The sequence below is a fragment of the Escherichia sp. E4385 genome (genome assembly GCF_963883145.1).
Taxonomy (GTDB): Bacteria; Pseudomonadota; Gammaproteobacteria; order Enterobacterales; family Enterobacteriaceae; genus Escherichia.
On sequence record NZ_CAWOOJ010000005.1, the window covers coordinates 60,738 to 86,301 of the forward strand.

Here is a 25,564-nt window from a genome sequence, read left to right on the forward strand (position 1 = left end):
CTTCGGAAAAATATGATAAGGTTTTATTTATTCTGGAGAAGAGTAACTATCAAGATAGGGAACAATGCGTTTAATAGATGTCTGAAAGACACCATTTTTAATCCAGTACAGCGTGTTTTCACCAGGACGTAAATTAAATGCAGTAATGTAGGCATCAGCGGCAAGACGATTTTCACCTTTCATTTCGTAGACTTTACCTAACAGTATGTAATTTAACCAGGAGAGTTCATTCTTGATCCCAATATTAATCGTCCGATACGCCTCGTCCACGTTGCCCCGATCTAACAAATCGACAGTTTTAATCTGATAGTAAATCGACAACTCGTTGATTCCTTTGATGTTACTAATTTTCTCTATCGCTTCATACAATGTTTTTAGCTGTGTATCATCAAGCAACTGCTGCGTATGGCGGAAAATATCTATTAAGGCTTTCTCGGCATTGACATAGGTAAATTCCGGTGACTCTTTAGCAACATCTTCAAGTATTTCACTCGCCTTATTTAACGAACCGGCATCCCCCTGCATTAGCAACTGATGTGCCTCATAAAAGTGCGCCAGAGATTGACTTTTAATCGGCTGATAATGGCTTATCATTTCCGTCATTTTATCCGACCTGGGCAAAGAGAGCTCAAATGATAAATTGCTCAACAAATCATTCTGGATCGCAACCTCATTTCCTCCGGTAATGAAGTAACGTTTATCCAGCATAACCTCCCCGTTCGCATGATCGACCAGGCGGACAGACATAAAACATTGCTGAGCACGATAATGACGTTGATTGAGAAATTCCAACGTTAACGTTTTGCCGGAATTACCTGCAACATTGCCACTGTAGTTCATTTTGTCATGCACCATATAGTTAGAAAAAGTGTTCAGTGCAGATGTCACCAGGCTTCCTAAGCCAACAGCATAAAAAATCTGTAAATTCCAGTTATTACAGGCATTACCATTAACCAGGTTGATATCAATATCAAGTGGATTCAGGAGAAGCTGATTATTCATCGTCGTTAAATTAGCTTTAACTGCTGTTTTTGCAACCATAAATACACAGCTGAGGACGGCCAGTAAAAAGATGGCCCACACAAAAAAAACGCGGAAATGAAAATGTTTATGTGATTTATCTTCAAACAACCGGGGTGCGGTAAAGGAGGAGGAATTAGCCGGTGGTGGCGTATCTGAAACAATACCAGGCTGTTCAGGAGATAATGACGCCTTCAGCTCCCCTTCTTCTAAGCACCATGTAACCGGCGCTGTAAGTTTATATCCACGTTTGGGAATGGTAATGATGTATTCATGATTGTCATCTTCATTGCCATTTTTTAAGGACTTGCGTAGCTCCGAAACAGTTTGCGTTACAACGTGACTGGTGACGATATTTCGCTTCCATACATGGTCAATTAACTCATCACGCGTAAGTACCTCACCGGGGTGGTGAGCCAAAAAAACCAAAAGATCAATTAATCGCGGTTCGAGTGTTATCCGCCGTCCGTTACGACTTATTTGATTAACATCAGGACTGACTAACCATTCACCCACCAGAACGACAGGTTGCTGCATAAATTAGCTCCAAAAAACACTTGTTATATGCAGATATTAGCACCCTCTTCAATTGTTGTATCTGTTTCCATATTATTAATTATGAAATTAGTTTACGTTGTGGTAAAAAGAACCAGAATTAAGATATTTAACAAAATCAATTCAGGTGTTTACCTTGGGTAAATATAAAAACCTCGCATAAATCCGATCCCCCACTTCCATGGTAAACATCCACCCGAAACAAAATTCCAGGAGGAGAGTTTTAAAAGAAGAACAAAGCCATATTTATCACAAGACAGAAACAAGATGACAGAGATAATCTCTTGTCAGATTCTGTATCTGAATTTTATAATGTGTAATCAAAAATTATTAATCGGTAGTTTAAAGAATGAAATCATTTCCTGTAATTGTCTTACCTGATCATGCAGATCTAACGCAATGGTCTCAGATTCTCCCACCAATGCACTATTACGTTGCGTCACTGTATCCATTTCAGTGAGTGCATACGCAACCTGCTGAATTCCTTTATTCTGCTCTTCAGACGCCTGTGAGATATCATTCATAATGCTATTAACATCATAAATGGCACCTACCATTTCATTAATCGTCTTACCCGCATTGTTGGCAAGCGTATTCCCTGTCCTGACATGTGTAACTGCTGTAGCTATCAATTCATTAATTTCTTTTGCTGCACTGGCACTGTTTTGAGCCAGATGCCGTACTTCACTGGCAACAACGGAAAAGCCACGGCCATGGTCGCCGGCCCTTGCTGCTTCAACAGCGGCATTAAGCGCCAGAATATATGTCTGCCGGGCGATACCATCCACAACTTTGTTAATTTCAGATATTTTATTAACACTCTGTTCGATCGTGCGGATGGTTTCCGTTACTTCTTTCGCTGCCGTAACGCCTTCTTTTGCAGTCGTATTTGCGACACTGGCGTATTCATTAGCTTTTTTGGCGTTATCAGCATTATGCGCTACCGTCATACTGATTTCTTCCATATTGGCTGCCGTAAGCTGTAACGCACCAGCTTGCTCCTCTGTTCGGGTCGACAGGTCGCTATTTCCATGCTTCATTTTATCAGTACTGTCACTAATTAGCGTAATTGAATTTTTAAACGTAGTAATAATATCGCTTAAATTAAGCCGCATAGTATCCAGTTGTTCAATAACCTCGCCAATTTCGTTTTTCTGACCAATGATTAAGGTATGATTAAGTTCGCCATTAGAAATTAAAGAAAAACATTCCTTGATGTACTCAAACCGTGAAAATACATTATTTTTTAACCATGACCAGCATGCAACGGACAATATCACCAAAAATAAAAAAGAGATCACACTTACATAATAAGCGTTAGTTATCAGACTGTTAATAAAACCCTTAGCCTCTGGGACATCATGTTTATACACATAATCATCTGATGCACTTTCATAATCAACAAATTTATCCAGATTTTTTTGCACTTCACTTAGCCGCCCTGAACGAACTGCATCTTCAACTTTTTTAAAAGCATCACTGATTGGATTGATTTGTTTTACTCTTTCATGTGCATCAGCAACGATATTCATATAATCGTTAAAATATTTTTTTGCAGATTCCATGCTGTGTAATGATTTACCATTATCGCGGTAATCCCATTGTTCAACGACAAGCTCAAGTGCTTGTCGTGATTTGGACAATGTATTAATTTCTTCTACACCTGTCGTTAGCCTGAACACGTTATTCTTAATTTCAACAAAGTGATATAACATTAAGGCGTTCGATATGGTAAAAGCTATAACAATAAAAGAAACAGCAATAATAAATGTTGTTTTTAATGAGAGTTGTTCAAACAAAAACACGGGCTTCTTGTATTTTTTTAAGAAACAAATCATATGCACCTAACCTATAAGCATGAAAACGACTAAAGTACCATTTTCAGTCAACTACATTTTCTGCAGCACGTTCAACCAATTGCATTTCTTCACTATTGAGCAATTTTTCAATATCTACAAGAATCAGCATTCTGGAATCAAGCGTACCTAAGCCAAGCAAGTAATCTGTCGCCAATTTTGCGCCACTAAAATCAGGCGCTGGACGAATCTGCTCTGATGACAGAGAAAGCACATCAGAGACGCCATCGACCACTATTCCCACTATTTTATTGGAAAAGCTTAACACGATAACCACGGTGTTTTCACCAAACACGACAGTATCGAGATGAAATTTCACGCGAAAATCGACCACTGGCACAATAACACCGCGAAGGTTTGTTACACCGGCAATAAAATCAGGTGTATTTGCAATACGGGTAACTCGCTCATAGCCTCGAATTTCCTGTACTTTTAATATCTCGATTCCGTACTCTTCTTGCCCCAGAGTAAAAATCAAATACTCATTACCGACATTTTCTTTTGCCGTTTGTTTTTCGTTATCTGTGAATTTCATAATATTTCCCTTAATTGAGAATCTTACCAGAATCAGCTATTGCAGAGGATATTGCTTTTTTCGAATAAAGCGCAGCAACATCCAGAATCATAGCAACGCTGCCGTCCCCCAGAATTGTAGCGGCAGCAATTCCTGGTACCTTACGATAATTTTGCTCGAGATTTTTGACGACGACCTGATGCTGGCCGATCAGTTGATCAACCAGTAACGCATAGCGAATACCCGCACTTTGTACGACGACCGCAATGCCTTCATTTACACTCTGCAAATCACTCTTAATACCAAAAAGACTATTAAGTTCTATGAGCGCCAGATATTCCTCTCTGACCTTCAATACCAGCTCGCCGCCGGACATTCTGTTTAACGGCATTTCCATTAACATCAGCGATTCCATCACCGCGCCAAGAGGGAGAACATAAATTTCTGACCCAACGCGTACAGACATACCGTCCAGAATTGCCAGCGTCAGAGGCAATATTATCCGGATAGTGGTCCCGCGACCCTGCTCCGAATGGATTGTCACATGACCACCCATATCCTGAATATTCCGTTTCACCACATCCATACCAACGCCACGACCAGATACATCAGTGACTTTCTCTGCAGTGGAAAATCCCGCCGCAAAAATGAGCATCCAGACATCTTCATCACTGGGGTTATCGCCAATGGCAACCCCTTGTGCACGAGCGCGCTCAAGGATTTTTTTCCTGTTGAGTCCGGCACCATCATCCACGACCTCGATAACAATATTGCCGCCATGGTGCTCAGCCGACAGCGTCAGGCTGCCAGTCGCAGGTTTGCCATTAGCTCGTCGAACATCAACCGATTCAATACCATGATCCAGACTATTGCGTACCAGATGGGTAAGAGGATCGATAATGCGCTCGATTAAACTTTTATCCAGTTCCGCAGAACCGCCCCACAACGTCAGCTCCACCTGTTTATCTAATTTATTGGCAAGATCATGAACCAAACGAGGAAAACGGCTGAAGACATATTCCATCGGCATCATACGAATAGACATGACAGATGCCTGCAAATCCCGCGCATTACGTTCGAGTTGCGTAATACTGTTAATCAACGCGTCGTAGTGGGCTGGGTCCAGCCCCGCAGATAACTGTGTCAACATGGTCTGGGTGATAATGAGTTCACCGACCTGATTAATTATCTGGTCTACTTTTTCTACGGCGACACGGATACTACCAGATTCGGCACTTTGTTTACGGGATTCACTTGCACCACGCAGTTTTCTCGCAGGCGCACCACCAGTCGGAGAACTGGGGGGAGCAGAAAACCCATTATCTTGAGTTTCTTGTGGAATACTGTCTGCATCCAGACTGGCATTTTTTATAGAATCTTCATCACAAACATCAATAATGACTTGTTCCGGTTCCAGAATAAAACACAACACTGCCAAAATATCATCTGCAGTGGTAGTCGTAAGCATACAAGCCTGCAGGTTACTTTCCTCTATTTTAAGATCCTGTAACGTACCAAGATTTTTTAGTTCCGCAATAAGAGGTTCGAAATCCTTTTCATTTAGCTCCGTAAGGGTAATATTTAAATGATGTTTCCCAGGGCCAGTATCTTGTTTACTTTCTTTTTTCGGCTCGGATTGATTATTGCTCTTTACAGCATCTTCACTGGATTGAAGCGCTAACTGTCGCAGCGCCTCACAAATATATCGGTAGGTGTCCTCATCCGGCGTATGAGAAGATTTATATGCATCAAGTTGATCCTGCATAATATCCTTGCTTTCCAAAAAAAGGTTTATAATGTTCTCATTGAGTTGGAGTTTTCCGCTGCGGGCATCATCCAGAATATTCTCCAGAATATGTGTAGTTTCCTGTAAAATGGTAAAACCAAATGTCCCCGCACCGCCTTTAATCGAATGAGCGGCCCGAAATATAGCATTAAGCTTTTCCTTATCAGGCGATTGAGGATCAAGATCGAGCAAATGCCCTTCCATATCCGCCAGTAACTCATCGGCTTCATCGAAGAAAGTCTGATAAAAATCGCTGATATCCATCTTATTTCGTCTTCTCCTGAACCGGATTTACGGACTTAGGGTTTAACGGAAGATTTGCTATGTCAGGTTTAGCGGATAGTACAGAAATTTTATTTCCTGTCTCATCACTGTTAAGCAACTTATCCTCATTCATAATTTCTTTTTCTTTCTCTTCACTCATCACGAGGATACTGATTCGACGGTTAACGGGATCGTCTTTCGCAGTCCCGGGCTGATTCATACTGTCAGCATCACCAACAACCTGAAGGAATTTACCGATTTCCAGACCACGACTAATAAGTATCCTTCTCGATGCGTTGGCGCGATCGACTGAAAGTTCCCAATTGCTGTACCCTTTCTCACCGCCAGCATAAGCCAACGAATCGGTATGTCCGGTTATCATTATGTGATTAGGTAATTGATTCAGGATCGGAACCAATGCTTCCAGAATTCCAACCATATAGGGTTCTGGTGTCCAGCTACCGACTTTAAACATCGGATGTTCCTGACTATCCATTATCTGTATCAACAGGCCATTCAGGGTCAATGATAACCGTAAATTTGAACGGAAGTTGTTCAGACGGCTATCCGTTTTTATTATATTTTGCAGACTTGTCTCTGCATGCTTCAACGCTGTATTTCCCGTATAATAAGGCTGCTGTTGATTGTGTTGCGTTTGCAACAAAACATGTTGAAAAGCCTCCTTACCTCCGCCAGGAATAAAATTTTGGCTGAGATTACTTTTCTCACCATAGACAGTACTGACAGGCATTTTGAAATACTCGGCAAGCTGATGACGCTGCTCTGGCGTGGAAGAAGAAACTAACCACATAACCAGAAAAAATGACATCATGGCGGTCATAAAATCCGCATAAGCGATTTTCCATGAACCACCGTGTAGACCTTCTTTTTTATTACCTGACCGTCTTACTATAACAACATTACCGGTCCCTTTATTCTTCATGACGCCTTACCTGTGAAATGAGGTAGGATTATTGGCTGAATATTTAGCCTGGCGAACATGCTCCTCTAACTCGGCAAAGCCTGGACGTTCACTGGTAAATAGCGTTTTCCGCCCAAACTCAACCGCAATTTGCGGCGCAGAACCATGAATACAAGACAGCAACGTGGTTTTAATACACTGAAGCATTTTTATTTGTTCGGCACTTTTCTGGCGTAGCAAAGATGCCAAAGGAAGGATCAAACCATAAGCTAGCAGGATCCCTAAAAATGTACCAACCATCGCATGGGCTATTAAAGCACCAAGTTCCCCGGCAGGCTTATCTACTGCACTCAGGGCGTTTACCACCCCCATAACAGCCGCCACAATACCGAAAGCCGGTAAAGCATCACCTGCGGTTTGCAGACTATGAACCGTTGTTTCATATTCCATTTCACAGGTTTCAATTTCCTCATCCATTAAAGATTCCATTTCAAAGGCATTCATACTGCCACTGATCATCAACCTCAGGTAATCAACCAGAAAGTTCATCACAATTTTATCTTTCAATAAGCGAGGATAAGAAGAAAAAATATCACTGCTTTCAGGGTTTTCAATATCCTTTTCCAGCGACATTAGTCCTTTTTGGCGGCCTTTATTTAGCAGCAAAAACATCATGGCCATCAAATCCATGTACCATTCTTTCGGATAAAGAACCTTTGCACGAAATAAGACAGGAAATGTTTTTATAGTTGATCGAATAGCCTTTCCGTTATTACCAACAATAAATGCGCCCAGTCCTGCGCCAGCGATTATCAAAAATTCGGTAGGCTGATATAATGACATCAGATATCCTCCAGCGAGGACATAACCACCAAAAACAGTTACAAAAACAACAAAGTACCCTAATAAAACAAGCATGTTCGCTCCTTACTATCGGTCATACCTGATATGAAAAGGCTGACAAAGATGTTCACTACAATGAAAAACTACCGAACATCCCGACGGCAGAGTAAACAACCTCAATTAGAAAATCTCTATCGTGGTAATAATATCACGAAGGCAAATGCTCATGGCTGTATATCTGTACAGGAAGTACGACAATCACATTATTAGATAATACTGTAACTGGATGACCAGCCTTAGGACATCAAATTACTGCAGGTTGTTAATATCTGCATGCATTTAAAGCCTTGCCCTTAATCTTTTGATTGTCTGACTATGTAATTGGCTGACACGTGTCTCTGTAACGGATAACAAAAGTCCAATTTCTTTCATATTAAGTTCCTGCTGATAATACAGGTTTAATAGAAACTGCTCCCGCTCAGGTAAGTGCTGAATTTCTTCGCTAATTTTCTGCATAAGATTTTTGCGGAGAATATCATTCAGAGGATTTGCCTCATCTGTTTGAAATTCAGAAAGTTCAAACCCCTCTGCCCCATCCTCCATCAATTCATCAAGCGAACATATCAGGCTTGAGTTTGTTTCTTGTAAAATGGTCTGGTAATCCTGCAGCGACACTTCCAGTTCCGCCGCGACGTCCTGTTCTGTCGCTGCATTCCCGGTTCGTTGTTCCACACGGGCAATCGCTGCACTAACTTCGCGCGATTTTCGCCGTATGCGGCGCGGCGCCCAATCACTCTCCCGCAGTTCATCAATGAACGCCCAGCGAACACGCTGCGCCAGAAAAACTTTCAGTTTCACGCCCATACTAGGATCAAACTGATCAATTGCGTTCATTACTGCTATTGCACCGGCCTGCATCAGGTCATCCAGTTCAACACCAACAGGAAGTCGAGCTTGCAATTTAAGAGCTTCGTTGCGTACTAACCCGCCAAATTGCGCCCATAAATCACTCTTATCATATGTTACTGCCAAATTATATAACCCCTTCACTTTGCCATATTCCATATTATTTCAATGAAGGTTTATTATTCGACATTTCCCTGTAATCACATAGCTTGATAAAAGCGATTAAAGTGAAACATATCAGGACTTCAATATTCAAAGATAAATAAACCTTCTATCTACCAAATAATTATCCTGATATGTGTCTTACTATTATTTTAAATTAGAACGATTCCCACGCATCATCCGATTGAACGGGCGTTTTTTTCGTCATATCAGGTAATAAATGTTTTCTAACCTGTTTTTTAACATTCCAGGAACGTTTATCATTATCTTCTTCAATAACAAAAGAAGAAACCATATTATCGAGTTCACCGGCATTCGTTTCGACATCACTGGTAGTTTTAGCAGCCTGCTCTACCATCGCCGCATTCTGTTGCGTAACCAGATCCATTTCATTGATTGCCTGTGCAATCTGGCTTATGCCGATACTTTGCTCATCAGAAGCTGATGTAATTTCTCCCATGATATCAGTAACCTGAATGACAGATTTTACGATCTCCTTCATCGAGTCCCCAGCGACAACCATTTCCTGAGAACCGGTATTCATATTGGCGACACAGGTATTGATAAGTAAACGAATCTCTTTTGCCGCATCTGCGCTACGTTTAGCCAGGTTACGAACTTCACCGGCAACAACGGCAAATCCACGCCCTTGCTCACCTGCACGCGCAGCTTCTACTGCCGCGTTCAGCGCCAGGATATTGGTCTGATTCGCAATGCTGTCAATCACGCCGTTGATGTCGCCAATCTGACGGGAACTATCTGATATTTCACGCATAATCCCGTCTAACCTGTTCATCACATCACCTCCGCTGCGTGCACTAATACTGGCGCTTTCCGCAAGTTGCTTGGCGCTGTGAGCATTATCGGCATTCTGACGAACGGTAATTTTGAGTTCTTCCATACTGGCAGCAGTTTGCTGGAGCGCAGAAGCTTGCTCTTCCGTGCGTGAAGACAAATCATTGTTACTATTAGCAATTTCATGAACGTTGCTGTAAATATGCTTCACGCCGTCACGGATACCATTAACAGTTTCCGTAAGCGATACTCGCATTTTTTCAACTTCCGCCAGCATTAAGCCGATTTCATTCAGATTACCAATTTCTGTCTGATGGCTCAGATCTCCGCTGGCGATTTTTCTGAATGTATCTTTTGCTGTCTCAAGGCGATTAAAAACGTTACGTTTTAACCACATACGAGAAATAAAAAATATAAACAGGCCCAGTATTAGCGTGATCACCGAGATGGTAGTCATTCTTTGGGTTTCTCGGTCTGACTCGCTATTAAACTTGCTGGTAGTACTGGCGGCTTCATCCAGATAAGCCTCAATGCTGGCGCGTAATGCCTGCTGCACGCCCATATCGTCAGCAACGATATTTCCAGGATAATCCTCCGGATGAGAGATGTATTCCATTTTTTTGGTTTCTCTGTCCAGAGCATCATCAAAGCTTTTTTTGACAGCCAGTGCCCGGTTATGCTCTTCCTGAGAGTCGAATGGTTTATCCATAAACTGGCTAATTAATTTACGTGCTTTACTTAATACATCACGATAAGAATCCACTTCATCCTGAGTAATTTCTTGTTTGGTAAAATGATGCATCATCAGCGAATTAATTCCACTGAAACTATCCAGAGTATAGATAGCAGCCGTCATCAGGGATTCATTTCGTTCCTGAGATAAGACTGCCCGTCTAAAATTATCTGTCGCATTCCTTGAGCTAAAATAACTTAGACCGGATATCAGTACGAGAAATAAGATGAATCCACCCAACAGGATATTCATCCAGGTTGCAATTTTAAAATGTTTTAACATAATTTCTTAGCCAAAGTAAAAATACCCTTACTGGTAAATAGTTATCTGCAATAACAGCTATATTTAATCAATCTATAAACAAGTTATGCTTAAATATTTACGCAAACATTTTGAATATAGAAAGCTGTTGCATTGTCTGAAAGACGCTCATGGATGAATTTAAGGCAAATTCAGCCATTTTCGATTTAGTTATCATATCGCTCATGCTACCCATATCAGCACCCGTTGATTCTTCCAGTCGACTCTCGATGGTAATCGCCTGTGTATCTGCGCTGCTTCCGAGCGTTTCCAGTTGTTGCAGGCTTGAACCTACGCCAGCCTGTATTTTACCAATATTATCAATGGCTTTATGAACATCTGTATTGGTTTGCGCAAGGGTCGCTTCAAACGTTTTACGTTCAGCGTCCGTCGGGTTTTCCGGTAGATTATTTAACGCGTCAATGGTTTTCTGTAAGGATTGCATGAGATTATTCCCTGTTGCCGCATCAGTCGGGAAAAGCTCATTACCTGTCGTACTGACGTCCATTTTTGCACTGTCGGAGACATTCTGCGTCATTGCAGTCGTGCCACCCACGTAAGTACCATCATCTTTGAACGGTGCAGAACCCGTTTTATAGCCCGCAAACATGTACTGACCATCGCTGTTTTTGCTATTCCCCAGGTCAATCAAACGACTGCGGATACCGGCTAATTCTGTTGCCAGCGCTTCGCGGTCCGCTTTACTGTACGTTTCAGATCCCGCCTGAACAATTTTTCCGGCCAGATCGTCGGTCAGTATTCCTGAGATAGATGTCAGCTTGGTATCTTCTTGTCCAAGTGCATCCTGGGCATATGTTCTCGCGGTACCAAATTCGTCTATACGCGAAAGCTGATTTTGATACGACAGCGCCTGCGATGCCTTGTTCGGATCATCAGACGGTTTCAATAGACTCTGACCGGATGCAAGACGCTCAGAGATATCATTATAATTACTCATGGCTTTAGACATACTGTCTAACTGACGCTGATACAAAAAACTGGTGCTAAGACGCATAACGGTTATCTCAAAATAGAATATTGTCAGTTACGTATTATTTAAGGTTTAGCAATGTGTCAAAAAGACTATTAGCTGTTTTAAGCACTTCGGCATTGGCCTGATAATACTGAGAAAACATCTGCAAATTGACGAATTCCTCATTCATATCTACCCCTGCGACGGCCTGTTGCTGCAGCAGCCACTGGTCGTGGGCATTACTGGCGGTATCCTGTTCCCCTTCAAGGGTACTCACCGTCGACCCCACAGAGCTTACCAGGTCGGCATAGGCGTCTGTCATGGACTTATCACCAACAACGTCTTCATCTTTAAGATCCATCAACTTCTTGATATTTTCGTTGTTGTCCTCATCTGTCGGATCTGCCGAACTGGAAGCTGCAATACCATCACCATCGGTAATCGCCACCTTCATGCTGCTTGCCGCGCCGGAAACAGGATTCAAAGTGAAACTGTCACCATCCTTTGGTGTCCCTGTCGGCGTCACAGTGATGCCGTCAAATGAGAGAGCCCCCCCCGGACCCGCAGTTGTCGTAACAGATTTACCAGTACTGTCTTTAACTTCCCAGGCACCAGAAGTGCCATTCCAGGTAATGGTATAATCCTCGGCATTCACCGCTGAAGGGTTATCTACATTCACCCCCAGGAAAGCATTGCCACCATTGGAGCCATAACCTATTGCCTGCGGAGCATCAATACTAAAAATATCGCCACCGGCATTTCCGTTATGATCAAAACCGCCTTTATTGACCTCATTGAATTTCGACGCCATTTTCAGCGCTAACTCATTAAGCTTATTACGGGCATCCACCAGGTCGGTATTACGGAATTTAAACAAACCGCCGAGATTACCTGTGGTGGCATCTTCATCCAGCGGCTGAGCATTACCGGCTTCATCAATGTAATCCACTTTCATCTGAGTCGGATCTTTATCTGACGGACTGACTTTTAAATTGCTGGATTTGCTACCGTTAACCAGTGACATACCATTTTGCATCGAGACATTTACAGTCCCCGTCTCTTTATTTTCCGTTACTTTAATACCGATCTGCGTACTCAGTTTACTTAGCAGTTGATCGCGCTCATCGAGCAGATCGGAAGGCATACCCCCCGTCTGACCATGAATCTTGTCAATCTCCGCATTCAGTTCTGCTAACTGAGTAGTACAAGAGTTGATATCGTCAACACTTTGACTAATTTGCGTGTTGGTATTTTTATCAAGACCGTTCAGGGTTTTGCTGTTGGAACGAAACTGATTAGCAAGAGCATTAAATTGTGACAATACGCCCTGACGCGCAGCAGGATCGGTCGGATTTTTACTGACCCCTTCCATCGCCGTAAACATATTGCCAAATGTCGTGGAAATGTTATTTGTATCATTCCCTAACATGTCATCTATCTGGCTGACCTGCTGATAACGGCCCTGCAAGGTGGTAAATTCTGTTGTTGCGCCACGTACCTGATCATTCAGGAATCCATCGTACATGCGCTGAACACCATCGACGGCCACACCATAGCCAAAAAAGCCATAATTTGTAGACTTCCCGCCCGCTTCACCAAGCAGAGCATTCTCTCGGCTATACCCTGGCGTTACGGCATTCGTCATGTTGTTTCCAATGACATTAAGGGCACATTGCGCCGCGCTTAATCCGTTCTGAGCCAGATAGAATAAATTCATAAAGTACCTGCTATGTCGACGCTGATTAAAATGTTTAAGTTATAAAAACGCTGCTTTATTAATAAATCGGCCTGTAGGTAATTCCCTAAAGGCTGTATTTAAAATATTGATGAAAGGTCTGTGGTATATGCATTCACGGCATGCTCGGCCCGACCTTTAACCTGTTGAATAATGTTGATTAATTTATGTGCGTATGAAGGGTCAGTTGCATAACCTGCCGACTGAAGTGCTTTTGCCGCCGCCTCTGGTTTTACTGCATCACAAACATGTCGGTAACGCGGGTTATTAACCAGTAATGACGCGTAATCCTCCAGCGCCGCTGTATAAGAGGGATAAACCTTAAATCGTGCTTTAGTTTTATTAGCCACCCCATTTTTATATTCCGTGGTGGTTATTTCCGTTGTTTCACCGTGCCAGTCAGCCGACGCTTTTATGCCAAACAGATTATGGCTAGGTTTGCCGCTTTGCGTTGGAATTTCACGATTTCCCCAGCCTGATTCGAGTGCGGCCTGCGCAATAATAAGTTGATGCGGAATGCCACTTTTGCGGGCAACGGCCAGAGCAGGTTGCAGCAGGCGTGAAATAAAACCGCCCCCTTCCCGTAGCGCTGTTTCGGGTAGTTCCCGAACAGAACGAGGCACTAATTGCGATAGCGAGAAAGGATGCACCGGTGAATGAGGCAGCGCCGCATTAAAATGCGACGAGGACGGAACATACGGCTGAGAAGTGGCGGTATGCGGATGAAGACCGCCGCCCATCTGGGCGACCATCTGATCCGCAAAGCCGAGTTTCCCCGTTTGCGCGATATTCTGCGAAATTTGCTGATCGAACATCGAAGTAAACATCGAGGACTGTTGTGAATCCATCGCCCCGCTTCCCAACGAGGCATCACGCATACTTTTCAGCATCATCTGTACAAACAGCCCTTCAAGCTGTTGTGCCGCGGCTCTCAGACCATTTGCCGAATTACTTTTTACGTCCCGCTTAAGCCCGTCAAGGCTATGTTCATCAAATGCGGCACCATTAGATATCATTGACAGGCTGTTCATTAATTAACCTCCAGACGAGCATGCAGGCAACCGGCATCATTCATTGCTTGCAGGATCGCCATCAAATCATTCGGCGTCGCGCCGAGGCTATTCAGCGAACGTACTACGTGGCTTAAATCGGCACTGGTGTTGACGCGCTGCAGAGAGCCACCTTGTTCACGAATAGAGACTTGCGTTTGCGGCACAACTACCGTTTCTCCGCCACCGAATGGTGTGTCAGGTTGACTCACCTGGCTGGTATGGGAAATATCCACACTCAGATCGCCCTGGGCAACGGCACAAGTATCAAGCGTGACATGGCGGTTAATGACCACTGATCCGGTGCGCGAGTTAATAATGACACGGGCATCTCCGGAACCAGCCTGTAGTGACAAATCCATAACAGATGCCAGAAAACGGACTCTGCCAGCCGCATCACTTGGCGCATACAGTTTTACTGTCCGCGCATCTTCAGCCACGGCAGCGGAATAGAAACGGCGATTAATGGTATCGCTGATCTTCTGGGCAACAGAGAAATCACTCTCGTTAAGCAGCAGTTTTAACTGACTCTGGTTGGCATAATCCATCGGCACTTCGCGTTCGACAGTTGCTCCATCGGTAATGCGTGCACCATTAAGCTGGTTCACCTGTACGCGACTTCCCCGACTCTGCGCTCCGGCGCCAGAAACCAGCAAATTACCCTGCGCCAGCGCATATATCTGATTATCCGCACCTTTCAGCGGTGTCATAAGCAGGGTGCCGCCACGCAAGCTTTTTGCGTTACCCATAGACGAGACGACAACATCAAATTTTTCACCAGCACGGGCAAAAGGCGGTAGTTCCGCTGTCACCATTACCGCGGCGACGTTTTTCAACTGCATACTCGAACCGGGTGGGACTGTAATCCCCAGTTGCGAAAGCATGTTGTTCAACGTCTGAGTCGTAAACGGGGTTTGCATGGTCTGGTCGCCAGTACCATCCAGACCGACGACAAGGCCATACCCCATCAGAGAGTTACCGCGCACACCTGACAAAGAAACCAAATCACGGATACGCTCCGCCCTGACCGACAGGGAGAGCATAATTAACAATAAAAGGCCGGTCAGACGGGTAAATTTATGCCAAAAAAAACGATTCATCGCCGATACCTTTAGAACGGAGAAAGATTCAGGAACAGACGCTGTAACCAGCCCATTTGCTCTGCTTCGTTGATATAACCGTTACCAACATATTCGATACGTGCATCAGCAACCTGTGTGGAAACAACCGTATTACTGCCGCTAATCGTGCGCGGGTTAACCACACCAGTGAAACGGATAAATTCTGTACCCTGATTTATAGCGATTTGCTTTTCTCCAACCACGCGCAAGTTGCCGTTGGCGAGAACATCACTAACCGTGACGGTGAGCGTACCGCTAAAGGTGTTACGGGCTGCCGCCCCGCCTTTACCCGAGAACTCATTCTTGCCGCTGATATCCGCATTAGCCCGATCGCCACCGAACAATCCTTCTATGAAATGCGGTATTGTCTTGAAAGATAGTCCCGTTGATCCGCCATGAGAGGCATTGGCAGACGAGCTTTTGCTGGCGCTGACATTTTCCTGCAACACGATGGTCAATGTGTCACCCACATTTCTTGGGCGACGATCTTCAAACATCGGCTGAAAACCGTAATTCATCACGCCGCCTGGCTGAAAAATCGCGCCATTATTAGCAGCCCGAGAAGGGATCTGTGGCGTCGCAGACGTTGCACCGTCGACTAACGGCTTATGAGGGATATACGCGCATCCGGAAAGAAGCGCCACCAGAGCAACATGCGTTAACTGACGCCGGAATAAGCGCCCTGAGTCAATCGGATAGGTCATAACGATCACATAAGAAAAAAAAGCCGCGAAACCACCTGCGGCTTAAAGGCACAAATTAAAGCTGCGTTAAACGCTGCAGCATCTGGTCGGAAGTAGAGACAGCTTTGCTATTAATTTCATAGGCACGCTGGGTCTGAATCATGTTGACCAGTTCCTCGGCCACATTGACGTTGGAGGTTTCCACGTAACCCTGTCGCAGCGTACCCGCACCATTCTGACCTGGCGTTGATTCATTCGGCGCACCAGATGACTGCGTCTCGCGGTACAGATTTTCACCAATACTTTCCAGCCCGGAATCATTGATAAAGGTACTCAGAGTAAGCTGTCCTACCTGTTGCGGCTGCGCTTGTCCGTCAATTGTGACGCTAACAATACCGTCGTTGCCGATGGTGATAGATTTCGCATCCTGCGGCACGGTTATTGCCGGTTGAACCGGATAACCGCTGGCAGTCACCAGTTGACCGTTCTGATCAAGCTGGAACGAACCATCACGGGTATATGCGGTAGTACCATCTGGCATCATGATTTGCAGGAATCCATCCCCTTGAATAGCCACATCTTTTGAGTTGTTGGTCTGGGCCAGGCTGCCCTGGCTGTGAATTCGTTCAGTCGCCACCGGTCTTACCCCTGTACCTAACTGTAAACCAGAGGGAATAGTGGTTTGTTCAGATGACTGAGCACCCGGCTGGCGTAGTGTCTGGTACAACAGATCTTCAAATACAGCTCGCTGACGTTTAAAACCATTCGTGCTTACGTTAGCAAGGTTGTTGGATATCACATCCATATTGGTCTGTTGTGCTTCCAGACCCGTTTTCGCAATCCACAGGGAACGGATCATGTGTTATTACTCCTTACCAGTGATTAGCTGGCGCTCAATAACTGATTAGCATTACGTTCATTGTCATCAACCGTTGTGATGACCTTCATATTCATATCAAAGCTGCGGGCAGTGGTGATCATGTTCACCATCGAATTGACCGGGCTGACGTTGCTGCCTTCCAGCATACCCGGCATAAGTTGCAGATTCGTATCTGCCGCCAGCGAACTGGCATCACTGGTATGGAATACTCCATCATCGCCGTGCTGTAGTTCGCCAGGTTGCGCATTAACTATCTTGATGCGCCCGGCTTGCGCCATAGCAGATGGTTCTTCACCGGCTCCCAACGCAGAAATCGTGCCATCTGGCGCGATTGTTAACTGAGCCTGAGTTGGCACTGTCAGCGGACCGTTATCCCCCATCAATGGCAGACCACGGACTTGCAGTTGCCCGTCTGCTGTCATTTGAATATTGCCGTTTTTGGTGTAACCCTCGGAGCCATCTGGCAGTTGTACCGCCAGCCATCCCTCTTTCGGCAGCGCAACATCCAGCGTACGTCCTGTTTTTTCGACTGTCCCTGAGGAGTAGTCACTACCAGGGGTCGATTCTGTCACCAATGTGCGGGTCGCCATTGACGGGCCTTCTACTGGAACGGCACGATAGGCAGCTATCTGTGCGCGAAACCCTGGCGTTGAAGTGTTAGCCAGGTTATCCGACACTACTGCCTGGCGATCGAGGGCCGCCGTTGCGGCCCCCATTGCGGTATATATCGCATGATCCATGTTTTAAGCCATTAGCCCAGGTTAACCAGCGTTTGCAGGATTTCAGACTGTGTTTTGATAGTCTGGGAGTTAGACTGATAGTTACGCTGATAGACGATCATATTGACCATCTCTTTACTCAGATCCACGTTCGAGGCCTCCAGTGCGTTCCCGCGCAGCGTTCCAAGATTTCCGGTATCAGAAACCCCGATGACTGGTTGCCCCGAGTCCGGGCTGGCAGACCAGCAGTTATTCCCTTCTGACTGCAGCCCGCCTGGGTTGGTGAAATTCGCCAGAACAACCTGGCCTATTAACTGCTGCTGTCCGTTGCTGTAAGAAGCAACAATCTGACCATTATCACCAATAACATATCCGTTCATGGTACCCGGTCCATAACCCGTAGTTTCTGGGCTATCCATCGAGTTATCAGAGGCTTGCTGCGACAATTTGGATAAATCAAGATCGAAGTTAAGCGCGTTAGCACCATTGTATGGTTTACCCTGAACACTCAATTTAGCGGGAGTCGTCTTGAGTTTTCCGCTGGCATCAAATTCTATGTCAAGTTTTTGAGGTGCCGCGGCTGGAGAGGTAGAGTCATCAGAGTAGACGCTCCATTTGTTATCGGCCGTTTTTACAAAATACACATTAATTGAATGCTCATTACCCTGGCTGTCATAAGCATTCACTTGAGTGGAATAGTTATAGGAATCGCCATCGGTGGTGCTAAAAGGATGCGCGGTCTGGTCAATGACTTCATTACCGGAATCCAGGTTACCGCTCAGACTACCAGAATCCGATGCTTTAGCTGGCATCGCGCCCGTAGGGATCTGCATCGGTCCGACCGGTGAACCCGCCTGAATAGTCGGCGGTACACCCATTGCCATATAACCACTCAGGCGCATCCCCTGGCTGTTTACAATATAACCATTGGCATCTGTCTTAAACTGACCGTTACGGCTATAAAATACTTTGCCCGCTTCAGATTCCATACGGAAGAAGCCGTTGCCCTGAATACCCATATCCAGCGGGCTGTTGCCAGCGCCAAGAACACCATCACTGAAATTCTGACTCACACCGGCAACCTGAACACCCATACCAATTTGCGAACCTGCAAACATATCGGCAAATGAAATAGCGCCAGCCTTAAAGCCGACTGTTTGCGAGTTAGCGATGTTGTTACCAACGACATCCAGCGCTTGGGATGCGGCATTCAAACCGCTAAGACCTTGTGAAAAACTCATTTTATTTTCCGAAAAATAAGATAGTAAAAGTTATGTGAAATTGATTATTTAATGAGAAAGACGTCGTTCAACATGGCTGTCTCATCATTCTCTAACTGCAGAACAGCCCCTGAAGGGGTGAAAGAAACGCTATCTACACTTGTCTTCTTCAGCGGTGTGATGTCAGGATTGTTGCCATCAGTGTAGGTAGAGTCATATGAAACCGTAAAATTCGTATCGCTTACAGTGCGTGGATCAGAAGGCTCAAAATCACTGAGATCATCCAGGGTATATTCATGCACGCCGGCTTTAACATCTTTCAATTTTCCGGTGTAAGCATTTCCGGCATCATCAGTCAGCGTAACCGAGACATCACCCGCATCATTCGCGGCAGAGAGAGCAAATTGCTTATTACCATCCGGGGCGGTAGAAACGGTGGTATCACCTTTCACCCATATCTGCCGTCCTACCCACTCGGCTGCATTCATCTGCTGCAAACTCATGACTAACCCCCCGAGTTGACCCGTAGTACTGTTCAACTGCTGTACACCCGCCGCCGTATTAAACTGCGCCAGCTGAGTTGTAAGCTGGTTGTTATCCATCGGATTGGTGGGGTCCTGATTCTGCATTTGCGCAACCAGCAACTGCATAAAGTTATTCATAATATCTTCGGCGCTGCTGCCATTGGTGGCGGAGGCCGCGCTATTACTGGTTGCTTGACTGGCTTTATTAACTGCGGCAGAACTGCGTTGTGTCATGACGGGTAAAACCGACATTACTATTTCCTTACTGACCCAAAGTCAGTGTTTTGAGCATCATGGTTTTAGCGGTGTTCATTACGTCGACATTGGCCTGATAACTACGGGAAGCCGAGATGGTATTAACCATTTCGCCCACCACATCGACATTCGGCATATGGAGATAGCCTTTTTTATCTGACTGAGGATTGTCAGGGTCATAGACCAGACGATCCGGCGCATCGCTTTCCACCACATCACTGACTTTCACTCCGCCGATCTCCTGATCCGCAGCATGATCAACGCTAAAAATGACCTGTTTCGCTTTATATGGTTTACCGTCCGGCCCCGCGATACTGTCGGCATTGGCCATATTACTGGCGCTGACGTTCAAACGCTGAGACTGGGCAGCCATCGCTGAACCGGAAATATCAAAAATACTTAGAAGTGACATAATGTTATTTATCCCTGACTAACAACAGTCATCATGTTTTTAATCTGTGATGTCAGAAACGTTAAACTGGACTGATATTTCACTGAGTTATCTGCAAAATTAACACGCTCGCGATCCATATCTACGGTATTACCATCAGCGCTGGGCTGATCAGGTATACGATAAAGAGGCCGCGAATCACTCATTAAATGCGTACTGTCAGCAATATGTCTTTCAGAAGTGACCGTCATACTCATATTATTGTCAGTCGTCTGACTGCGGTTAACGGTTTCTTTTAACTGTTGCGAAAAATCGATATCCCTTGCGAGATATCCTGGTGTATCAGCATTCGCGATATTAGAAGCAAGGATGCCCTGGCGTTGCGTCAGCAGACTCAACGCTTGCTGCTGAAACCGGAATTCACTGTCGAGTTTATCCAGCATGAGATAAAACCTTTCTTGTTTATTAACAATATTGCGGTGCATTTTATGGTGAGTGGTCGAAAAAACCATAACGCAAATATGCGACAGCAATGACGTCAATTAACTAGATTGTTCTCCAAAATGGCATACAAAAAACACTTTGATATATTTTGAAATGTCTATCCTGCAAATAAGCGCTTTTATGGCATCACATTAGCGAGTAAAAATTTTGCTTATCAGGATATATTATTATGTATCTCTTAAGTCGAAAGCTTTTCTGACGAAAGGTCGATAACAAATGTTATTTAAACGTTTACCCCTCGTTTTATTACTTTTCTTGATAGTTTATCTTAATCTGACAATCCTGGCTCATGCCTCACAGTCACCCCGTCAGTCGCTGTCCACGCGTATCGCGTTGCTGTTGGCCCCCTATAGTCAGGGAATGCCACAACTGCAGGTTACGCTCCTGACCCCCACCACTCAACTGGCAACACTTTGTGGAACCCCGGCATTACGTTTACCAGGCCATTCAAAAAAACTAAGCGGCAATCACAGCATTATCGCCTCTTGTGGAGCACACCAGAAATTCATCCAGGTTTCCGTGAGTGCCTCTGCGACATACTGGCTGGCAGCACATGAACTTACGCCAGGGCAAACGGTAAGTCAGAATGATATCCAGTCACAGCGAGGGAACATTGACCATCTTCCAGCCGATCTCATCCTCGACCCACAGAAGATTATTGGTGCAACGCCAACCCGGTGGATACAACCAAATCACCCTCTGACTTTCAGCGAACTACGCCAACAATGGGTGATCCACACAGGTGAAAAAGTTGATGTTATGACTAAAGGCGATGATTATGAGATTCATACCACCGGAAAAGCATTAGACAATGCAACCCTCAGAGAGTCATTTCGCGTACAAATACACTCCGGGCAAACCCTGCTGGCTACAGCCGTTGGTAACGGTAAGGCATTTATCAGCCAGAACGACTGACTTCAGTTATTTCCCTGTACGCCGATATACATAGTAACCGTTCATTATTATTTCGAATCAGGATAACTATGAGTATCGAGCGTATTTGCCAGACCGCTCCTGTACAGGGAGCTGATATCCGACAATCAACGGACTCACGTCAGCATCAACCGCAGGATGGATCACTGCGATCCGACGATCAAGATGCCAGTGTGCATGTTGAATTAAGTCATCTGTCTGACAGATTTACCTCAGATGATTCCAACGATGTAGACCACGCCCGCCTCGCCAAAATCTCTGCGCAAATAGAAGCCGGTGAATTAACCCTGGACAGTGATCATATCGCCGCCCGGTTGGTTGATGAGATTATTCGATTTTCATAAACAAGGAGCAACAAAGTGAAAGATCAGTTAGAAAAAAATCTTATTAAATTACAAACACTGCTTGATGAACTGGAGGGTACTTTGCTGGAAGAAGTTTCCCAACTCAGTCGCGCGAGAATAAATCCAGTCTCGCTTCAGGTTATCTCTGACAATAAAAGTCGTTTGTTGGCTGCAATTAATTTTTATGATGAAGAACGTAAGCATGCAGAAAAAAATGCACAGCTTTATATTCCTTATAAAAATAATGCCAGACTTGCCACTCGTTGGGAAGGAATTACTTTGGTGCTACGTCGTGCAAGTGATTTGAATCAAAAAAGTAATCAGCTACTCGAAATCCATATGGAAAGAGTAACTGCTCTGCGAAAATTAATTATTCAAACAGGGAATATGACATCAATTTATGGAGAAGATGGTGAACATTCTTATCATCGCACTGGAAACAGTTACCGGATTTCTGTATGAGGATTAATAATCCAGAAAACCTCTATTATCCATATAGTTATAATCATCAACCCCCCTGCCATTCAGTGTATTTATAATCCACCAATGGCAGAGGATGCATGTTTTAGTTTTCATTGCTTACATATTCTAGTGATTGCTCTTTCATTTTTTTGCTTGCGCGAGAAGGCGGAAAGCAGAGGCTACAGGTAAAAGTGTGCAAACTGTATCCCGGTGTGGTGACAAAACGACCACCACAGCAGAAACAACGAGTCAATTCAACCATTCCACAGTCAATGAAGCGTAACAGAGTCCAGGCCCTGGTTAAGCTCAGAACAGGCTTTTCATCAGGTTCCTTCTGAATCTGGTCCAGATACAATCTGTAAGCTTTAAGCATAACTTCAACCGGACGTCCAAAGTTTTTCTTTTGCAAAAAACGATAGATGTTATAGAAAATAGAAGAATGAATATTCTGTTCCCATGACATGTACCAGTCAGCAGAAAACGGCAACATGCCTTTTGCAGGTGAACATCCTTTAATTTCTTTATAAAGTCTTAATAACCAACGACGGCTCAGGTTAGTTTCACTTTCCAGAACCTGCATCCTGGCACCAAGATGAATCAGTTCCATTGCAATCTGAGCATCTTTAACTTCATTAATGATACTTTTATCACTCATAATCTTAACCTCAGACAGCAATATTTGTTTGTTCAGATAATGAGTCCAGTAATTCTGTAGAAAGAATAATCCCGGTATGAATACGTTGTAGTGCGTCAATCCTTGAATCTCTGGTTAAACAATTAAGTATAATTTCACTATCTATACGTAAACGACAAATTAATTGTCCAGTCGACGACAGTTTAACCAGTTGGGGAAGTGATAATCCTACCAATGATTCCATTGTCACTTCATTCAATCCCAGTCTGAATCCGGCAGAAATTTTATCTTCCAGAATTAATCGTTGAGCCAGTAAAAGATAAGTCAGATTCAAATCATGGATTGCTTGTGACTGTTCAGAAAGTTCAATAGCATTCATCAGGTTCTTTCTCCAGACAGACTCTTATCGAGTCTGATTATTCGTATTTAGACGTACAATTAAACATCGTGGTACCGTCTGATTTTACTTAACCCATCAGGATAGCTTACATCTAAATATTTAAAGATGACTGATTCAACAATAATATCCGGATGTTGGTCAAACTTGAGTTTTGTCACTATTAAGTAAAAAACTCACCTAACATGTTATTTTAAAAGAAATAATCATATCCCCAGTGCCACTCGCATAGTAATCAGTATCGAATTGCATAGCACAGGTCGCCAGTAGGGTGAGGGTATTAAATTTCGCCTAAAAGACCATAACTATTAGTAATGGCAATAACTATGGTTATTATCAGAAAAGCAAACTGCCAGCGAGTTACTTCATTTGTTAGATTTTAAACAAATGAAATCACTATCAAAAGACCTTAGGAACACTCTGGTTATAAATATATATTAGAATAAAAACAACAAGTTAATCACATAACATAAAGTTATTCCTAACGCTATTCACAATACAATTCAGCATATTATATCGTAAAATATATTTATACAGTGAATAAAACTGGAAAAGAAGTTTTTATTTTTATTAAGTTGTCATCCACCTTTCAATCGAGTTATTAGACAAATACCTATATTTGTATGTATTGCGGATAACGGCTGCTGTTGATGAAATTCTGGAGTATTAACTTGTGCTCCAGCAGAGGTTTCAGCTCTTTGCGCGGAATAAACTTAGCAACTCGTCATCATTCAGGATGTGAAGCATCCCTGGTCAACACAGGGAAATATTCATGACAACCGAAAATAAGATGCCTGAAACGGCTAACAGAGTCGTTCTGACTAGACACCGATGGATGCAGATTGCTTCACTACGGTGATATATCATCTGACAAGATGACATGAAAAATAGTAAGCATGAGACAACAATAACGTTGCATATAGGGACAGATGCAAAAAGAGAAGGAAATAACCGCGGATGAGAAAAGGGGGAAAAATGTATGTGTAACGTAAGACTCCCCTCGAACATAGCTTCGCGAATGTAAACAGTATCGCAGTTACCATTGTTTCAGGGGAGCTCTCCAGTCAGCCCATACATAAGGATATCCTTAAGTTCTCCTGGTTTTGTATCGCCAGCACCCAGAACCAGAATGCCTCAGGAAATTATCAAACGCCTGGCCCCCAGATAATGGCGGCGATAAAAATCCTTTTCCAGACTGACAATTTTGACATTTTGTCCGGTATGCGGTGCTTCTATGAAATGGCCATTTCCCACATAAACACCGACATGATCGACATGTTCCCCATGTATCGAGAAAAAAACCATGTCACCAGGTTGTAGATGCATATAAGGAATATGATGTGCATGTGGCATGGCATACATACCTGCGGCAGTTCTGGGGAGGGTAATGTGGAAATTCTTACGCCACGCGTACCAGATGAGGCCACTGCAATCAAATCCGGTTTCAGGGGAAGCGCCTCCCCAGCGGTACGGTTTTCCCAGTTGTGCCATCAATGTATTAATGACGACTGTATTGGGTGACAATTTATGTGGTTCTGCCGATTTAGATGGGTGATGAGATGTTTTCGTTTTGCGGTGATGATGGATGACAGGAATCTGTCTGAAGTGATGTACCGGCGATGCCAGTGTTGAGGCATGATAACCTAACATCAGCAACAGCAATAAAGAACGATGATGTCGATACATAATGTAGACCTCTCGTTAATTTGTAGACCTTCCGATGCGGTAAATTCATCCGATAATTTCTTTCGGTTCCCTTAAATCCACATACAGATGCAACGATCAAAGACAACTCTTAACTCTGACTGCACTATGTAGTGGCTTTTGAAGGGAGAAGAAAAGAGCGGATTTTGTACTGCAATCATTGCAAGGAGGAACAGAGACATCTTGATGGTGTCGTGATGCGATTTTGATGGGACGTTGTGAAATAAGAGGAGGTGAATTGAATATGCTTTGCTTTCTAGCGATGGTTGAGAGCGTGCCTTTCAGCATGAATGCTCCTGAACTAATCAACTATCAGGCCAACCATTTAGAAGCATTATAAATAACTTTGTTATTAAGAATGACATATAACTGACTGTCGT

25 protein-coding genes are annotated in these 25,564 nt (G+C 44.0%); 3 read left to right on the forward strand and 22 right to left on the reverse strand.

Features of this window, described 5'->3' with window-relative positions; all coding sequences use genetic code 11:
• Nucleotides 1-27: 27 nt before the first annotated feature.
• From cadC to flgB, 19 genes are all read right to left on the reverse strand, one after another.
• A complete protein-coding gene (gene cadC / locus AACS80_RS06060) occupies nucleotides 28-1,557 on the reverse strand; it encodes a lysine decarboxylation/transport transcriptional activator CadC (RefSeq protein WP_138183702.1) in 1,530 nt (509 codons plus the stop codon).
• Between the two features lie 338 nt (nucleotides 1,558-1,895).
• Complete coding sequence (locus AACS80_RS06065; protein ID WP_171021436.1) at nucleotides 1,896-3,374, reverse strand: methyl-accepting chemotaxis protein; 1,479 nt, start codon at nucleotides 3,372-3,374, stop codon at nucleotides 1,896-1,898.
• Nucleotides 3,375-3,456: 82 nt separating this feature from the next.
• Complete coding sequence (locus AACS80_RS06070; RefSeq protein WP_135410974.1) at nucleotides 3,457-3,966, reverse strand: chemotaxis protein CheW; 510 nt, start codon at nucleotides 3,964-3,966, stop codon at nucleotides 3,457-3,459.
• A gap of 10 nt (nucleotides 3,967-3,976) precedes the next feature.
• The gene (gene cheA, locus AACS80_RS06075; RefSeq protein WP_135410973.1) at nucleotides 3,977-5,995 is read right to left on the reverse strand and encodes a chemotaxis protein CheA; all 2,019 of its coding nucleotides are present in this window, start codon (nucleotides 5,993-5,995) and stop codon (nucleotides 3,977-3,979) included.
• Between the two features lies 1 nt (nucleotide 5,996).
• The gene (motB, locus tag AACS80_RS06080; protein ID WP_135410972.1) at nucleotides 5,997-6,938 is read right to left on the reverse strand and encodes a flagellar motor protein MotB; all 942 of its coding nucleotides are present in this window, start codon (nucleotides 6,936-6,938) and stop codon (nucleotides 5,997-5,999) included.
• Nucleotides 6,939-6,944: 6 nt separating this feature from the next.
• Nucleotides 6,945-7,835: a flagellar motor stator protein MotA gene (motA, locus tag AACS80_RS06085; protein ID WP_135410971.1), complete on the reverse strand. Its 891-nt coding sequence runs from the start codon at nucleotides 7,833-7,835 to the stop codon at nucleotides 6,945-6,947.
• A gap of 264 nt (nucleotides 7,836-8,099) precedes the next feature.
• On the reverse strand, nucleotides 8,100-8,810 hold the full coding sequence (locus AACS80_RS06090) for an RNA polymerase sigma factor FliA (protein ID WP_445236441.1): 711 nt from the start codon (nucleotides 8,808-8,810) through the stop codon (nucleotides 8,100-8,102).
• 175 nt (nucleotides 8,811-8,985) lie between these two features.
• Entirely contained in the window at nucleotides 8,986-10,638 is a 1,653-nt protein-coding gene (locus tag AACS80_RS06095) for a methyl-accepting chemotaxis protein (RefSeq protein ID WP_138183704.1), read from the reverse strand.
• 97 nt (nucleotides 10,639-10,735) lie between these two features.
• Nucleotides 10,736-11,671 (reverse strand): flagellar hook-associated protein FlgL, encoded by a 936-nt coding sequence (flgL, locus tag AACS80_RS06100; protein ID WP_135490165.1) that lies wholly within the window; start codon nucleotides 11,669-11,671, stop codon nucleotides 10,736-10,738.
• A gap of 37 nt (nucleotides 11,672-11,708) precedes the next feature.
• On the reverse strand, nucleotides 11,709-13,346 hold the full coding sequence (gene flgK / locus AACS80_RS06105; protein WP_138183705.1) for a flagellar hook-associated protein FlgK: 1,638 nt from the start codon (nucleotides 13,344-13,346) through the stop codon (nucleotides 11,709-11,711).
• 98 nt (nucleotides 13,347-13,444) lie between these two features.
• Complete coding sequence (gene flgJ / locus AACS80_RS06110; RefSeq protein ID WP_240725719.1) at nucleotides 13,445-14,395, reverse strand: flagellar assembly peptidoglycan hydrolase FlgJ; 951 nt, start codon at nucleotides 14,393-14,395, stop codon at nucleotides 13,445-13,447.
• Entirely contained in the window at nucleotides 14,395-15,513 is a 1,119-nt protein-coding gene (locus tag AACS80_RS06115) for a flagellar basal body P-ring protein FlgI (protein ID WP_135490166.1), read from the reverse strand. Before AACS80_RS06115 ends, flgJ begins: the two co-directional genes overlap by 1 nt.
• An 11-nt stretch (nucleotides 15,514-15,524) precedes the next feature.
• Nucleotides 15,525-16,238, reverse strand: a complete 714-nt coding sequence (locus AACS80_RS06120) for a flagellar basal body L-ring protein FlgH (protein ID WP_135410966.1) — start codon at nucleotides 16,236-16,238, stop codon at nucleotides 15,525-15,527.
• Between the two features lie 55 nt (nucleotides 16,239-16,293).
• Entirely contained in the window at nucleotides 16,294-17,076 is a 783-nt protein-coding gene (gene flgG / locus AACS80_RS06125) for a flagellar basal-body rod protein FlgG (RefSeq protein ID WP_135410965.1), read from the reverse strand.
• Between the two features lie 23 nt (nucleotides 17,077-17,099).
• Nucleotides 17,100-17,837, reverse strand: coding sequence for a flagellar basal body rod protein FlgF (locus AACS80_RS06130; protein WP_135410964.1), 738 nt, complete (start codon nucleotides 17,835-17,837; stop codon nucleotides 17,100-17,102).
• Between the two features lie 11 nt (nucleotides 17,838-17,848).
• Complete coding sequence (gene flgE / locus AACS80_RS06135; protein WP_135410963.1) at nucleotides 17,849-19,057, reverse strand: flagellar hook protein FlgE; 1,209 nt, start codon at nucleotides 19,055-19,057, stop codon at nucleotides 17,849-17,851.
• 44 nt (nucleotides 19,058-19,101) lie between these two features.
• Entirely contained in the window at nucleotides 19,102-19,812 is a 711-nt protein-coding gene (locus AACS80_RS06140) for a flagellar hook assembly protein FlgD (RefSeq protein ID WP_135410962.1), read from the reverse strand.
• A gap of 10 nt (nucleotides 19,813-19,822) precedes the next feature.
• Complete coding sequence (flgC, locus tag AACS80_RS06145; RefSeq protein WP_135410961.1) at nucleotides 19,823-20,227, reverse strand: flagellar basal body rod protein FlgC; 405 nt, start codon at nucleotides 20,225-20,227, stop codon at nucleotides 19,823-19,825.
• An 8-nt stretch (nucleotides 20,228-20,235) separates the two neighbouring features.
• Nucleotides 20,236-20,649, reverse strand: a complete 414-nt coding sequence (gene flgB / locus AACS80_RS06150) for a flagellar basal body rod protein FlgB (RefSeq protein ID WP_135410960.1) — start codon at nucleotides 20,647-20,649, stop codon at nucleotides 20,236-20,238.
• Nucleotides 20,650-20,926: 277 nt separating this feature from the next.
• Between flgB and flgA the strand changes: the two genes are divergently transcribed.
• From flgA to AACS80_RS06165, 3 genes are all read left to right on the forward strand, one after another.
• On the forward strand, nucleotides 20,927-21,625 hold the full coding sequence (flgA, locus tag AACS80_RS06155; RefSeq protein ID WP_135410959.1) for a flagellar basal body P-ring formation chaperone FlgA: 699 nt from the start codon (nucleotides 20,927-20,929) through the stop codon (nucleotides 21,623-21,625).
• A gap of 68 nt (nucleotides 21,626-21,693) precedes the next feature.
• Nucleotides 21,694-21,987, forward strand: coding sequence for a flagellar biosynthesis anti-sigma factor FlgM (gene flgM, locus AACS80_RS06160; RefSeq protein WP_135410958.1), 294 nt, complete (start codon nucleotides 21,694-21,696; stop codon nucleotides 21,985-21,987).
• Nucleotides 21,988-22,002: 15 nt separating this feature from the next.
• Nucleotides 22,003-22,449 (forward strand): flagella synthesis protein FlgN, encoded by a 447-nt coding sequence (locus AACS80_RS06165; protein WP_135490167.1) that lies wholly within the window; start codon nucleotides 22,003-22,005, stop codon nucleotides 22,447-22,449.
• Nucleotides 22,450-22,552: 103 nt separating this feature from the next.
• Here AACS80_RS06165 and flhC read toward each other — a convergent pair whose 3' ends face one another.
• The 3 genes from flhC to AACS80_RS06180 all read right to left on the reverse strand — a co-directional run bounded on the left by flhC (nucleotide 22,553) and on the right by AACS80_RS06180 (nucleotide 25,166).
• Nucleotides 22,553-23,104, reverse strand: a complete 552-nt coding sequence (gene flhC / locus AACS80_RS06170) for a flagellar transcriptional regulator FlhC (RefSeq protein WP_135410956.1) — start codon at nucleotides 23,102-23,104, stop codon at nucleotides 22,553-22,555.
• Between the two features lie 10 nt (nucleotides 23,105-23,114).
• Nucleotides 23,115-23,462, reverse strand: a complete 348-nt coding sequence (flhD, locus tag AACS80_RS06175) for a flagellar transcriptional regulator FlhD (RefSeq protein ID WP_135410955.1) — start codon at nucleotides 23,460-23,462, stop codon at nucleotides 23,115-23,117.
• Nucleotides 23,463-24,614: 1,152 nt separating this feature from the next.
• Nucleotides 24,615-25,166 (reverse strand): C40 family peptidase, encoded by a 552-nt coding sequence (locus tag AACS80_RS06180; protein WP_135410954.1) that lies wholly within the window; start codon nucleotides 25,164-25,166, stop codon nucleotides 24,615-24,617.
• Nucleotides 25,167-25,564: the final 398 nt, after the last annotated feature.

What these genes read in the sequence shown, in the direction of transcription:
- cadC (WP_138183702.1), bottom strand. Translation starts at nt 1,557, where the DNA reads ATGCAGCAACCTGTCGTTCTGGTGGGTGAATGGTTAGTCAGTCCTGAT.
- AACS80_RS06070 (WP_135410974.1), bottom strand. Translation starts at nt 3,966, where the DNA reads ATGAAATTCACAGATAACGAAAAACAAACGGCAAAAGAAAATGTCGGT.
- cheA (WP_135410973.1), bottom strand. Translation starts at nt 5,995, where the DNA reads ATGGATATCAGCGATTTTTATCAGACTTTCTTCGATGAAGCCGATGAG.
- motB (WP_135410972.1), bottom strand. Translation starts at nt 6,938, where the DNA reads ATGAAGAATAAAGGGACCGGTAATGTTGTTATAGTAAGACGGTCAGGT.
- motA (WP_135410971.1), bottom strand. Translation starts at nt 7,835, where the DNA reads ATGCTTGTTTTATTAGGGTACTTTGTTGTTTTTGTAACTGTTTTTGGT.
- AACS80_RS06095 (WP_138183704.1), bottom strand. Translation starts at nt 10,638, where the DNA reads ATGTTAAAACATTTTAAAATTGCAACCTGGATGAATATCCTGTTGGGT.
- flgL (WP_135490165.1), bottom strand. Translation starts at nt 11,671, where the DNA reads ATGCGTCTTAGCACCAGTTTTTTGTATCAGCGTCAGTTAGACAGTATG.
- flgK (WP_138183705.1), bottom strand. Translation starts at nt 13,346, where the DNA reads ATGAATTTATTCTATCTGGCTCAGAACGGATTAAGCGCGGCGCAATGT.
- flgJ (WP_240725719.1), bottom strand. Translation starts at nt 14,395, where the DNA reads ATGAACAGCCTGTCAATGATATCTAATGGTGCCGCATTTGATGAACAT.
- AACS80_RS06115 (WP_135490166.1), bottom strand. Translation starts at nt 15,513, where the DNA reads ATGAATCGTTTTTTTTGGCATAAATTTACCCGTCTGACCGGCCTTTTA.
- AACS80_RS06120 (WP_135410966.1), bottom strand. Translation starts at nt 16,238, where the DNA reads ATGACCTATCCGATTGACTCAGGGCGCTTATTCCGGCGTCAGTTAACG.
- flgG (WP_135410965.1), bottom strand. Translation starts at nt 17,076, where the DNA reads ATGATCCGTTCCCTGTGGATTGCGAAAACGGGTCTGGAAGCACAACAG.
- AACS80_RS06130 (WP_135410964.1), bottom strand. Translation starts at nt 17,837, where the DNA reads ATGGATCATGCGATATATACCGCAATGGGGGCCGCAACGGCGGCCCTC.
- flgE (WP_135410963.1), bottom strand. Translation starts at nt 19,057, where the DNA reads ATGAGTTTTTCACAAGGTCTTAGCGGTTTGAATGCCGCATCCCAAGCG.
- AACS80_RS06140 (WP_135410962.1), bottom strand. Translation starts at nt 19,812, where the DNA reads ATGTCGGTTTTACCCGTCATGACACAACGCAGTTCTGCCGCAGTTAAT.
- flgC (WP_135410961.1), bottom strand. Translation starts at nt 20,227, where the DNA reads ATGTCACTTCTAAGTATTTTTGATATTTCCGGTTCAGCGATGGCTGCC.
- flgB (WP_135410960.1), bottom strand. Translation starts at nt 20,649, where the DNA reads ATGCTGGATAAACTCGACAGTGAATTCCGGTTTCAGCAGCAAGCGTTG.
- flgA (WP_135410959.1), top strand. Translation starts at nt 20,927, where the DNA reads ATGTTATTTAAACGTTTACCCCTCGTTTTATTACTTTTCTTGATAGTT.
- flgM (WP_135410958.1), top strand. Translation starts at nt 21,694, where the DNA reads ATGAGTATCGAGCGTATTTGCCAGACCGCTCCTGTACAGGGAGCTGAT.
- flhC (WP_135410956.1), bottom strand. Translation starts at nt 23,104, where the DNA reads ATGAGTGATAAAAGTATCATTAATGAAGTTAAAGATGCTCAGATTGCA.
- flhD (WP_135410955.1), bottom strand. Translation starts at nt 23,462, where the DNA reads ATGAATGCTATTGAACTTTCTGAACAGTCACAAGCAATCCATGATTTG.
- AACS80_RS06180 (WP_135410954.1), bottom strand. Translation starts at nt 25,166, where the DNA reads ATGTATCGACATCATCGTTCTTTATTGCTGTTGCTGATGTTAGGTTAT.